General features: G+C 66.5%; 7 protein-coding genes. 5 read left to right on the top strand and 2 right to left on the bottom strand.

Going from position 1 to position 12,391, the window contains the following annotated elements; genetic code table 11:
- The first annotated feature begins 66 nt into the window (after positions 1-66).
- The 5 genes from ACNFIA_RS14685 (at position 67) to ACNFIA_RS14665 (ending at position 5,222) form a co-directional block, all read left to right on the top strand.
- Positions 67-495 (top strand): DNA polymerase III subunit chi, encoded by a 429-nt coding sequence (locus ACNFIA_RS14685; protein ID WP_416785969.1) that lies wholly within the window; start codon positions 67-69, stop codon positions 493-495.
- A gap of 19 nt (positions 496-514) precedes the next feature.
- Positions 515-886, top strand: a complete 372-nt coding sequence (locus ACNFIA_RS14680) for a DNA polymerase III subunit chi (protein WP_259756996.1) — start codon at positions 515-517, stop codon at positions 884-886.
- A gap of 766 nt (positions 887-1,652) precedes the next feature.
- Positions 1,653-4,502, top strand: coding sequence for a valine--tRNA ligase (locus tag ACNFIA_RS14675; protein ID WP_416785966.1), 2,850 nt, complete (start codon positions 1,653-1,655; stop codon positions 4,500-4,502).
- 83 nt (positions 4,503-4,585) lie between these two features.
- Positions 4,586-4,876, top strand: a complete 291-nt coding sequence (locus tag ACNFIA_RS14670) for a nucleotidyltransferase family protein (RefSeq protein WP_416785963.1) — start codon at positions 4,586-4,588, stop codon at positions 4,874-4,876.
- A complete protein-coding gene (locus tag ACNFIA_RS14665; RefSeq protein WP_416785960.1) occupies positions 4,869-5,222 on the top strand; it encodes a DUF86 domain-containing protein in 354 nt (117 codons plus the stop codon). Before ACNFIA_RS14670 ends, ACNFIA_RS14665 begins: the two co-directional genes overlap by 8 nt.
- Positions 5,223-5,228: 6 nt before the next feature.
- On the opposite strand, the gene ACNFIA_RS14660 is transcribed toward ACNFIA_RS14665, so the two are convergent.
- Entirely contained in the window at positions 5,229-7,133 is a 1,905-nt protein-coding gene (locus ACNFIA_RS14660; protein ID WP_416785957.1) for a M14 family metallopeptidase, read from the bottom strand.
- A 175-nt stretch (positions 7,134-7,308) separates the two neighbouring features.
- Positions 7,309-12,270, bottom strand: coding sequence for a C39 family peptidase (locus tag ACNFIA_RS14655; RefSeq protein ID WP_416785954.1), 4,962 nt, complete (start codon positions 12,268-12,270; stop codon positions 7,309-7,311).
- Positions 12,271-12,391: the final 121 nt, after the last annotated feature.

Below are 12,391 nucleotides of genomic sequence, written 5' to 3'. Positions count from 1 at the left end.
TAAATGAGCAATTTGCGCAGGTTTTCAACGCAGCATGAGCAAGCGCAGCAGCTTTGGGGCCAAAAAATGACGCGCGTGGATTTCTACGTTATCCCCAGCGCCAATCCCGACGCACGCCTGACCATCGCCTGCCGCCTGGCCGAAAAGGCCTGGCGGCAAGGCATGCGCATCTTCGTGCTGTGCAGCGACGAGGCCCAGCGCGAGGCGCTGGACGCCCGGCTGTGGAACTTCCGCGGTGAAACCTTCATCCCACACAATGCGGTGGAAGAAGATGCCGACTCGCCGATCGTGCTCGCCCTCGGCGAGCCGCCGGAGAGCCACCGGGACCTGCTGATCAACCTGACCCTGGCCATTCCCACCTTCGTCGACCGGTTCAACCGGGTCGCCGAACTGGTGATCGAGGAACCGGCGATTCGTCAGGCCGCGCGGGAGAATTTCCGTCGCTACCGCGAGCAGGGCTATCCTTTGCAGGACCATCGCCTGCCGCGCCCTTGAGAGCGTTTTCGCCACGACCATGGACAACCGCAAGCCCCCGCACGACCCCGACCACCTGCTGGAAGACCTGAAGAAGATCCAGGACCTGCTGGACGAATCGGGCGCCGAGCCGCCCCTGCTCACCGAATCCTTCGAGCCGGACAACATCCCGCTGCTCTCCGACGTGGTCGCGCCCGCCCCCCAGCCGCCCACCCCGGCAGCCGTGTCGCCGGCAGCGCCAACCGCATCGTCCACGGCCAGCGAGCTGAACCGCCTCGACCTGGAACTGCGCGCCGCGGCCCAGCTCATCCTGCAGGACGTCCTCGACGACTTCGCTCCGCAGATCGAAGCCGAGCTGCAGCGGCGCCTGGAGGCACGGATGCAACGGCTGTTGGCGCAGCGCAAGCCCTGACGGTTCCCAACCTCAACCGCCGCGCGGCCTCGCGCCAATCGCGGACAGAGTCCGCTCCTGCGCCCCCTTACCTGTAGGAGCGAGCTTGCTCGCGAACTGGGCTTCGCAGCGGGGGGTTGTTCGCGAGCAAGCTCGCTCCTACGAAGAGCCCAATATCCCCGCCCCGCCTCTGGCTCTGGCTCTGGCTCTGGCTCTGGCTTTTTAACGGCTTCCAGAGAAATCCCCGCGCACTCCGAACGGCCCCGTTCAGGAGGCCGAGTGGAAGCGGAGTTTCAGGGGTTGAGCGGCATGGATGCCGCGAGAGCCGTGATGGGCCAGGGATGGCCCATCACGGCGTGCCTCTGAAACTTCGCTGGAGCGAGGGAATTTTTCGCCTGAGCGAAAAACCGGATGTCGGGGCAAGACCTTTGCCTTCTTTGGGGCGATTGCCAAAGAAGGTCGCCCGAGGGGGCGAAACGGGAAGTCCGCGCGCACACCGAAGCGGCGCAGGAATGCCCAAGCCAGGGCCTGCCGCATCCTGACAGGTGCTGCCCCTGCAATATCACAGGGGCACGCGCCGGCCCTGCCGGCGGATCGCGGGCATGGCCCGCTCCTACAAGGCCCCAGCCGAGCGGCCGGAGGGCAAACGCGGACGGAGTCCGCTCCTACGCCCACAGCAACGCCTGTAAAAGCAGGCCCGCCCAACCCGCACTGGTGGCCTGTGAGCCCCGCCTCCCGTTATACTCAGCGGTTTTCCGTCTAGCCTTATCAGGGTCCCGCCGCGCTCATGGACAAGACCTACCAGCCCCACGCCATCGAATCCCACTGGTACCCCCTGTGGGAGAAAGAGAACTACTTCGCCCCGCAAGGTTCCGGCGAGCCGTACACCATCATGATCCCGCCGCCGAACGTCACCGGCAGCCTGCACATGGGTCACGGCTTCAACAACGCCATCATGGACGCGCTGATCCGCTACCGTCGCATGCAGGGCCGCAACACCCTGTGGCAGCCGGGCACCGACCACGCCGGCATCGCCACCCAGATGGTGGTGGAGCGCCAGCTGGCCGCACAGGGCATCGCCCGTCACGACCTGGGCCGCGAGAAGTTCCTGGAGAAGGTCTGGGAGTGGAAGGACCAGTCCGGCGGCACCATCACCCGCCAGATTCGCCGCCTGGGCTCCTCCGTGGACTGGTCGCGCGAGCGCTTCACCATGGACGAAGGCCTGTCCAACGCCGTGAAGGAAGCCTTCGTGCGCCTGCACGAGGACGGCCTGATCTACCGCGGCAAGCGCCTGGTCAACTGGGACACCAAGTTCCACACCGCCATTTCCGACCTGGAAGTGGAGAACCACGACGAGAAGGGCCACCTCTGGCACCTGCGCTACCCGCTGGCCGACGGCAACAAGACCGCCGACGGCAAGGACCACCTGATCGTCGCCACCACCCGTCCGGAAACCATGCTGGGTGACAGCGCCGTCGCCGTGCACCCGGAAGACGAGCGCTACGCCGCGCTGATCGGCACCTTCATCGACCTGCCGCTGGTTGGCCGGCGCATCCCGATCATCGCCGACGACTATGTCGACCGCGAGTTCGGCACCGGCTGCGTGAAAATCACCCCCGCCCACGACTTCAACGACTATGAAGTCGGCAAGCGCCACGACCTGCCGCTGATCAACATCTTCGACAAGGACGCGGCGATCCTCGCCACCGCCCAGGTGTTCAAGCTCGACGGCAGCGTCAACACCGAGCTGGACGCCAGCCTGCCGGCCGCCTACGCCGGTCTCGACCGCTTCGTCGCGCGCAAGCAGATCGTCGCCGACTTCGAGGCCGCCGGCCTGCTGGAGAAGATCGACGACCACGCGCTGAAAGTGCCCAAGGGCGACCGCTCCGGCACCGTCATCGAGCCCTGGCTGACCGACCAGTGGTACGTCTCCACCAAGCCGCTGGCCGAACCGGCCATCGCCGCCGTGGAAGACGGCCGCATCCAGTTCGTGCCCAAGCAGTACGAGAACATGTACTTCAGCTGGATGCGCGACATCCAGGACTGGTGCATCAGCCGCCAGCTGTGGTGGGGCCACCGCATCCCGGCCTGGTACGACGACGCCGGCAACGTCTACGTCGGCCGCAACGAGGCCGAAGTGCGCGCCAAGCACAACCTGGGCGACGCCAACCTGCGCCAGGATGAAGACGTTCTCGACACCTGGTTCAGCTCGGGCCTGTGGACCTTCTCCACCCTCGGCTGGCCGGAACAGACCGAGTACCTGAAGACCTTCCACCCCACCGACGTGCTGGTGACCGGCTTCGACATCATCTTCTTCTGGGTGGCGCGCATGATCATGCTGACCATGCACCTGATCAAGAATGGCGATGGCACCGCGCAGATCCCGTTCAAGACCGTCTACGTCCACGGCCTGGTGCGCGATGGCCAGGGCCAGAAGATGTCCAAGTCCAAGGGCAACGTGCTCGACCCGCTGGACATCGTCGACGGCATCACCCTCGATGAGCTGCTGGAAAAACGCACCAGCGGCATGATGCAGCCCAAGCTCGCCGAGAAGATCGCCAAGCAGACCAAGGCCGAGTTCCCCGAAGGCATCGCCAGTTACGGCACCGACGCCCTGCGCTTCACCTTCTGCTCGCTGGCCTCCACCGGCCGCGACATCAAGTTCGACATGGGCCGCGTCGAGGGCTACCGCAACTTCTGCAACAAGCTGTGGAACGCCGCCAACTTCGTCATCGAGAACACCGATGGCAAGGACACCGGCGTGAATGGCGAGCCGGTCGAACTGTCCTCGGTGGACCGCTGGATCATCTCCGCCCTGCAGCGCACCGAGATCGAAGTCGCCCGCCAGCTGGACGCCTTCCGCTTCGACCTGGCCACCCAGGCCCTCTACGAGTTCATCTGGGACGAGTACTGCGCCTGGTACCTGGAGCTGGTCAAGCCGGTGCTGTGGGACGAGAACGCGCCCATCGAGCGCCAGCGCGGCACCCGCCGCACCCTGGCGCGCGTGCTGGAAACCGCACTGCGCCTGGCGCACCCGTTCATGCCATTCATCACCGAGGAAATCTGGCAGCGCATCAAGGCGTCCGCCGGCAAGACCGGTGACACCCTGATGCTGCAACCCTGGCCGATCGCCGACGAGGCGAAGATCGACGCCGCCGCCGAAGGCGATATCGAGTGGGTCAAGGCCCTGATGCTGGGCATTCGCCAGATCCGTGGCGAGATGAACATCTCCATGGCCAAGCGCATCGACCTGGTGCTGAACAATGCATCGCCGGAAGACCACCGCCGCCTGGCCGACAACGAGCCGCTGCTGATGAAGCTGGCGAAGCTGGAAACCATCCGCGTGCTGGACGAAGGCGAAGAGCCGCCGATGTCCGCCACCGCGCTGGTGGGCGACCTGCAGGTGCTGGTGCCGATGGCCGGCCTGATCGACAAGGCTGCCGAGATGGCGCGACTGGACAAGGAAATCCAGCGCCTGGAAGGCGAAGTCAAACGCGTGGGCGGCAAGCTCGCCAACGAAGGCTTCGTCGCCAAGGCCCCGCCGGAAGTGATCGAGAAGGAACGCGCCAAGCTCGCCGAAGCCGAGCAGGCCGTGACCAACCTGATCCAGCAGCGCGAGAAGATCGCCAGCCTGTAAGCCCCACCACAAGGCCCGCCAATGCGGGTCTTGTGTTTTCCGCTTGTGCTACCTTCAGCGTACTCACTGACCCGGTAACCAATATGGACCGCCACCACACCCTGACCCTGCTGGAAAGCTGCAAGCCAGAACTGGCCACGCGCTTCGGTGTGGTCAGGCTGGCGCTGTTCGGCTCGACGGCACGTGACGACGCAGGACCGGACAGCGATGTGGATATTCTGGTCAGTTTCGACGGCCCAGCGACCTCGGAGCGCTACTTCGGCGTGCAATTCTACCTCGAAGACCTGCTAGGCCACAGTGTCGACCTAGTAACCGAAAAGGCGCTTCGCGCGGAGCTACGCCCCTTCATCGAAGCGGAGGCGGTGAATGTCTGAGCATCCAGAACGAGTCTGGTATTTCTACGTCGACGACATGATGGTGTGCGCCGAGAAGGTTCTCGCCTACTGCGCAAATCTGGATCAGCAGGCCTTCGTCGCTACCCCGTTGGTTTATGACGCGACCTTGCGCAATCTGGAGATCATCGGCGAAGCCGCGACGCGTATTCCCGATGAAGTTCGCCAGGCGCACCCGCAGGTCCCCTGGCGCATGCTGGTGGCTACCCGAAACCGACTGATCCACGGCTATCTGGGCATCGATAACGACACCCTGTGGAGCATCGTCCGCGACGAGGTCCCCAAACTGCTGACGCAGCTGCGGGAGCTGCGCCAGCAACAACCCTGAGCTGCCTCAGTACACCGCCCCCACCGGGTACACGTAGGCATTCACGTCATAGAACGGCGTGCGCTGGTAGAACCACTGCAGGCGTGCCTGGGCGTCCTTGGCGAAGGCCTTGTCGTCCTTGAGCTTCTGCTCGAACTCGGCTTTCAGCTTCGGGTCCTCGGCGAGCATCTTGCGCGCCATCGGCTCCATCACGTATTCCTCCGGCTCCTCGGCCACCACCAGGGTCGAATTGAAGAAGCCCCAGGACCAGAACGAGTCCGGGCTTTCCGCCGTCAGCAGGTTGACCGCCAGCACGCCCAGCGGCTGGTCGGTGTCGATCACCACCGAGCCCGCCGGGTAGGTCTGCAGGCGCTGGAACGGCTTGCCGACGCCACTGACCAGCAGATGCCCCTCGTAGCCGGGAATCTCGTTGGTGGCAGCGCGATCCGGCTCGAATCCGCCGGCCAGCTTGATGTCGTCCATGCGGTACAGCGTCACCTCGATGGGTGTGGCCTTGTCCAGGGTCTTCATCTGGATACCGTGGGACTTCAGGCGCGCGATCACCTCGCTCCACTGCACCGGCACCACGTATTGCTTCGGCCGCTTCACCACCAGGTCCGGCACCGAGTTGTCGGTGATCGGCACGTTCAGCTGCTTGGGCTTGTTGCTCCAGACAATGGTCTTCTTGCCGGTGATGGGCGATTCCTCGTAGCGGTAATCGCCCACGGTGAACGGCGTGTGCTGCGCCTCGCCCGGCTTCCAGGTGAGCGTCACCTGCTGCTGCGCCGCCAGCCGTTCGCGGTCCTTGGTGATCGCCTGCTTCAGCGAGTCGGCGTTATCGCCGATCACCTGGAACATCGCCTTGAGCATCACGTAGTTGCCCAGCACCTGGGTTTCATAGGGGTGCAGCGCGTGCTGTTCGATGAGGATCGAGGGCACGTTGCGGATGTCGCCGTACTGGTTGGAAAAACGCGCCAGGTCCGTGCGGTACGGGTAGTAGCCCTGGGTCGGGTCCTGGTTGTCGTTGAAGCTGATGCACTCGTGCACCACATGCCCGTCGCCCTCCAGCGCCTTGTACACCGGGCCGCGCATGACGCTGTCCATCCACTGGCTGGAGGCCGGCGACCAGCCGTTGCCGTTGTGGCAGTACGAGCTGTCGTAGGGATACATGGCGCCATCGGTGGAATGGGTGTCGGCGAAGAAACTCAGGTCGTACTGGTTGAACACCCAGGCGACGTTGCGGATCTCCGCGCTGTCGAGCTTGGTGAAGTCCCGGTTGAGGTTGTAGTTCAGGCCGTTGACCCGCCAGCCGGTGACCTCCGGGCCGTTCTGGTTGATCCGCCCGTAGGGGCTGCGCCGCAGGTCGCCGTCGATGTTCACGGTGGGGATGAAGAGGATGTTGACCTTGTCCAGCAGGGCGGCCAGCGGCTTGTCGCCGGTGGTCATGTCGCGCAGCAGCATGAACATGGCGTCCTTGCCGTTGGCCTCGCCGGGGTGGATTTCCGCCTCGACGAAAATCGTCGGCTTGCCGGACTTGTTCAGCCCGGCCGGCGACTTGTCCGCCTTGCGGCTGGCGGCCACCAGCAGCATCGGCTCGCCGGTGGCGCTGTTCTCCGGCAGGTCGCTCAGGGCGATGGCGCCGCCGGAGGCATCGGCCAGCTTCTGCAGCCAGGCACGGGTCTGGTGGTAGTCGGAGGTCTGCTTGAAGCCGGTGGATTCGGCCAGGGTGATCAGCGGGTTGTCGGCCTTGGCGATGTACTTCGTGCTGGTGAGCTTCTGCTCGAACATCGCCGGGAGGATGCGGGTCTTGGCGGCGGCGCTGTAGCCGCTGTCATCGATGTACCCCGGCGCCGAAGGCAGGGCGGCGTACAGGGGCAGGCTGGAGGTGGCAAAGAGGCCGGCGAGTAGCACTCGGGACGAGAGGTGGTCCATGAAAGATTCTCCTTTTGCAGCAAAATCGTCCTGCGGACGCGTCTGCGCCCGTGCATGAACCATAGACAACCGGCAAAAAACGCCAGCGCGGTTCGTCGTCGCGCCCTGCGTCGCAGAGCGACCCGGCTGCCCTGGATGGCCGCCGGCGCCGCCTGCTGATGTCGTTGACAGCGACTCAGTGCAGCTGGATCCGCCACCATAGGCGTTCCAGCCAGGAGCGCTCACGCCGTGCCAGCGCCGCGGCCAGTCGGCGGCGCAGCCGACGATAGGCCGCCTGGCTGCGGCTGGCCGCCGCCTGCCGGCGCGCCAATTCGAATTGCCCTTGCGCATGACGCGCATGCCCACGTTCATGCGCCTCGCGATAGCCCTCCGCCAGGTGCCACAGGCAGGCGTAGTAAGGTCGCAGCGATTCCACGGGAATCGCCGCCAGGCCGCTGGCCAACTCGCCCAGGTTATCGCTGAGCGCGTGATCGACAGTCAGCCACAACCGGGCCTCCAGGTTGCCGTCATCCAGGGCCAGGGCGCGCCGGGAGGCCTCACCCGCCTCCTCGTCCCTGCCCAGCTCGCGCAGGCCCAGGGCAAGGTTGTCCAGCGCCCAGGCCGGTGCGTCGCTGCGCTCGCGCCAGTCGCCCAGCATGCTGGTCAGAGTGTACCACTCGCCATGGTTGGAGAGCGCGTAGCTGGCATGGGACCAGATCCGCACGTCTCTTTTCATCGTCTCGCGCAGCAGGTAGCAGGTGCTGCGCAGCACCGCACTGTCAGCGGGGCGGTCGGCCAGCAGGCCCAACATCGCCACGGCGAGATTCCCCTCGCGGTCCTTGGGCAGCATGCGCTTGAACGCCCTCAGCAGCCCTCCCGGCACCAGCTCTCCAGCCTGGCGCCGCAGCCAGGCGCGGGCGGCCACCGCATTGGCGCTGCCCTGCTCCAGGCATTGCTCCACCTCCTGCACCAGGACATGCTCGCGCCTGGCCCCCATCACCGAATCTTCGGCCCGGCCCCAGACTTCCCCGACGTCCTCGTCACTCTGCGCGAGGCGTTTCAGGCCGTCGCGAAGATGCACGGCGAAACGGTCCTCGGCCACACCGAGGCGCACCATCCGCAGATAGAGGGCCGGCCCCGTCGTGTGGACATCCATGGCGTGCAGCATTTCCTCGCAGGCGATAGTCGCCTGGCGATCCAGGCGCAGGTCGAACAGCTGGAACCAGGCGAACGGGTAGTTGGCGTCCAGCTCCACGGCGCGCTCGAAGGAGGCCTCCGCCTGCGTCGGCTGCGCGGCGGCAACCAGCGCATGCCCCAGGAAACCATGGGCCATCGCCAGTTGCGGACGCAGTGCAACCATCTGCCGGGCGGCTTCGACATAAGGCGCGGCCTCGCCATCCTCGTCGTGATAGTCGGCCAGTTGGCGCCAGCCTTCGAAGAAGTTTTCCGCCCGCGCCAGCAGTTGCCGCAGCAGGCCCACCGCTTCCCGGTTCCGCCCCGCGGCGCGCTGGGCGCGAGCGCGGTACAACTCGAACTCCACCGGCGCGTTGCCCTGCCAGGGCGGCCCATCGAGCCACTCGCCCACCTCTTCGACGCGGCGCTGCTCGATCAGCCATTTCAGATAGCCCTCTCCCGCCGCCCAGCCGAAAGGCGCCAGGCGCAACGCTTCACGCAGGGCCGCGCCACGCTCGTCGCCCTGGCTGAGTTCGGCCAAGGCCTGCCAAGCGGCCGGATCGCCGGCGCGCAGCTCCACCAGTTGCCTGGCCAGCGTGACGGCCGCTTCCGGCGTGCGCTCGCGCTCGTCCAGCTCTCGCAGCTGACTCCACGCCCACTGGTTATCCGGCTCTTCCTTCAGGGCCCTTTCCAGAGCCTCGCGCTGCTTGACGAAGCGCTCGACGCGCCCCAGCAGATAGGCCTGCCAGACCCGCAAGGCGGTATTCTCCGGCTCGCGCAGCAGCGCACGCTTCAGCAGGGCCAGCCCCGGCGCGAGCTCGGCATTTTCCTCCAGCAGCGACTCCAGGTAGGTGCGAATGGCCGGAACCCAGACGAGGTTGATGGCGAAACTCTTTTCCAGCACCTCGCGACACGCGGCAAAGTCCTTCGCGGCGAGGTGCAACTGGGCCAGCTCCAGGTAAAGACGCGGCAGCAGAGGGAAGCGCTCGATGGCACTGTTCAGCAGGGTGCTGGCGGCCTCCTGCTGGCCGCACGCGCGTTGCTGGATCGCGACCGCCAGCCAGGCTTGCCAGAGGTCGGGGCGCTGCGCCAGCGCCTCCTGCAACGTCTGCAGAACCACCTCCGCTTCGAGCAACGGCTGCGCGACGCGCTGGTAGCCCAGCAGGCCGTCACCGAAGGTCACCTGCCGCCTGAGCTGATCGGCCACCAGGGCCAGCGCCTCCAGACTTTCTTCCCGGCTGGTGGCCAGTTCCACCAGTGTCTCGATGGCGTAGTCGTTGTCTATCGAGCGCTCCAGCGCCAGTCGCAGGTATTCCCGCGCCAGTTCGCGCTCGCCGCGCCGCAGGCGCACGAAGGCCATGGTCGAGGCACCGTTGGACGAGCGCGGTTCCAATCCAAGCGCGGCCTCGGCCTGCTCCAGCGCCTCATCGCCGCGCGCCTGGTTGGCCAGGTTGACCGCCAGTTCGCGCCGCGCCCAGGGATAGGCCGGGTTGATCGCCAGCAGATGGCGCAAGGCGCGCTCCTTGTCGACCAGGGGCTCGCTCGAAAGCCATCCGTAGTGCATCTCCGCTACCCCGCAGTGATGGGGGTAACGGGCCACGAGGTCAGCCAGGTGCGCGAGCGCCGCCGCCCGTCCCTGGCGCTTCTGCAGCAGATCGGCGTACAGGCGTTGCAGGCCCAGGTTGAGCGGCTCCTGCTCGAGCGCCTCGCCCACCTCCCGCAAGGCCAGCTCATGGTCGGCGCCGCTGCGCTGCAGGTGCCAGGCATGGGCGCGCACCCAGCGCCCGCGCTGGCAGCGCGACTCGGCCCGGCGCAGGCAGGCCTCGGCTTCCTCCAGCCGGCCGTAGCGCCCATAGGCGTCCGAGGCGTACAGCAGCAGTTCGGGGTCCTCGGGCAGTCGCGCGAGCCCCCGCTCCAGCAACGTGAACATCTCCTGCACGCGTTCCAGTTCGTCGAGCAGCTGGCACAGGCTGATCACCGGCCCGCTGTTGCGATTTCCCAGGCGTTCAGCCCGTTGCCGGAGGAACTCCAGCGCCACTTCGCCCTGGCGCAACCAGCGGCTGGCGCGGAAGAAGGCCAGTGCGTGGCCTTCATTGAATTCGTCGAGGCACGCGGCAACCCGATACAACTCGGTGGCCTCCTCCTGCCGGCCCTCGCCCCAGAGCAGCGAAGCGAGGCCCTGCCAGGCCGTCGCCAGCGTCGGATGGGCATACAGGGCGCGCTGGAAGAGCGCCTGTGCCTGCGTCTGGCGGCTGCCGTCCTCGGCGAGGAAATGCGCATAGCGCACCAGCACCCAGACGTCCGCGCTGTGCTCCGCGATCTGCGAGTACCACTCCTGCTGCTCCGCGCGGGTCGCCAGCTGCTCCAACGACGCCGCCTTGGACAACCGCAGGTTGGCGTCCTCGGGGAACATCCGCAGCAGCTTCTCGGTGGCCGCCAGGCGGCCCGCCTCGCTGCCGTCATACCCGGCCAGGGCCCGTTCGGCCTGTGCCGTCAGGCGGTCATCGGGCCAGTGCTGCACCATCCTGGCGAGTCCTTCCCGCGCCTGTTCGCGATGATGGACTTCCAGGGCGCCGATCACGGCGTAATAGGCATCCCACTGCGCCGCGTCGGGAAGCTCCACGCCTTCCAGGCGCGCCGACTCTTCCAGGGGCAGCATCAGCATGCCGCGCGGACCGAAGGCCTTGCGCTCGGCGAAGAAGGTGTCGGCGAGCAGTTCGTTGTAATCGCGTTGTGATGGATCGCGCAGCAGCAAGGTGCCACGGGGAGCGTCGTAACCGATGACGGCCTGCAGGTGTCCGCTGCCGGTGGTCTGCGTGGTGAGCGTGAACGGGATGCCGCGGTCGATGAGCGCGACACAGCTGTCCCAGTCGACGGTGAACTCCCGGGCCAGCCAGCCATTGCGCTCGGCCCAGTTGCGCTCCGCGAAATGTGGCGTGCCGTCGTAACAGATCTCCTCCGCGACCTGCAGATGTTCGACACCTCGCCCCCAGAACAGGGCGATCGCGGTCAATGTCGCGGGGCCGCAGGTGACGTGGTGCTGTCGAACGAAAGATACCGGCAGCAGGCGACGCTGCCCCTGGGGCGCCCGCAGTTTTTCGGCGATCCCCTGGTAGAAGCCGGGGCCGGCCTGTTCGGCATAGCGCCGGCCGTTTTCGTAGTCGCCGCGCAGGCAGGCGATATCGCAGTAGCGCGCCGCATACCAGCGCTTGAGCGCTGCGTCGTTGAGGATGGCGCAGGCTTCGGCCCGCCGCAGGGTCTGCTCGGCCTCGTCGAGGCGCTGGTGCTCGATCAGCCACCCGCCAAGCTGCGAGAGCAATGCCGCGCTCTGGGTGTCCTGAGCCGCGGCCTGCAAACGCGCAATAGCCTCGGCGTCACGGCCCAGCAGCATCTCCATCGACGCGGCCTGTTGCCGGGCCGCCCGGTAGTCGGGCCAGGTTTCCAGCACCCGCTCGCAGGCCTGCAGCGCCTCGGCGAAGCGGTCCTCCTGCTCCAGGCAGTAAGCCTGCTCGACGTGCAACCAGGCTTGCCCGGGGCTCAGCTCCAGGGCGCGTTCCATGGTCTCGCGGGAGCGAGCGAAGTCGCGCAGATGTGCAGCCTGCAGCGCGATGAACGACAGCCACTCTGCCTCTTCATCGGCGGTGCCGTGGAGCGGAGCCAGCTGATGGATCCAGCGCCAGACGAAATAGTGTCCGCGCCGCCACAACAGCTCTCGCGCATGCACCAGACAGCCGGCATAGCTGCGCCGGTCGGCACGCCAGGCGCGCCAGGCGAACACCCGTGCCAGCCGCCGCGCCCCCAGGTGCCGCAGCAGTCGCGAGGCCAGCGCCAGGGCCTGTGGCCCCCGCCACTCCTCCAGCGGCCCCAGCTTCAGGGCCTGTTCGTAGGCATCCTGAAATCTGCCGATGTCGCACAGCCGCTCGATGTGCGCGATGTCCACGACGCTGCCCGCCGCGACACAGGGTTCCAGATCGAATCCGTTCATTGACTACGCCCTCCCAAATGGCAGGAAGATAGTGCCGTGCCCTCGAAAGCTCGGCCAGTGTCTTTTTGCCGACCGCCAGGTTCGGCCCACTGCGGCGCCATTCCTTGCCGGAATGACCTCC

Origin of the sequence: Pseudomonas sp. NY15437 (assembly GCF_048068435.1) — a bacterium.
GTDB classification, from domain to species: domain Bacteria; phylum Pseudomonadota; class Gammaproteobacteria; order Pseudomonadales; family Pseudomonadaceae; genus Pseudomonas; species Pseudomonas nitroreducens_B.
This window is presented reverse-complemented; position numbering and strand designations above follow the sequence as displayed.

Bases quoted from the DNA above. Each gene is read 5' to 3' on its own strand.
- ACNFIA_RS14675 (WP_416785966.1), top strand. From the start codon at position 1,653: ATGGACAAGACCTACCAGCCCCACGCCATCGAATCCCACTGGTACCCC.
- ACNFIA_RS14685 (WP_416785969.1), top strand. From the start codon at position 67: ATGACGCGCGTGGATTTCTACGTTATCCCCAGCGCCAATCCCGACGCA.
- ACNFIA_RS14660 (WP_416785957.1), bottom strand. From the start codon at position 7,133: ATGGACCACCTCTCGTCCCGAGTGCTACTCGCCGGCCTCTTTGCCACC.
- ACNFIA_RS14665 (WP_416785960.1), top strand. From the start codon at position 4,869: ATGTCTGAGCATCCAGAACGAGTCTGGTATTTCTACGTCGACGACATG.
- ACNFIA_RS14680 (WP_259756996.1), top strand. From the start codon at position 515: ATGGACAACCGCAAGCCCCCGCACGACCCCGACCACCTGCTGGAAGAC.
- ACNFIA_RS14655 (WP_416785954.1), bottom strand. From the start codon at position 12,270: ATGAACGGATTCGATCTGGAACCCTGTGTCGCGGCGGGCAGCGTCGTG.
- ACNFIA_RS14670 (WP_416785963.1), top strand. From the start codon at position 4,586: ATGGACCGCCACCACACCCTGACCCTGCTGGAAAGCTGCAAGCCAGAA.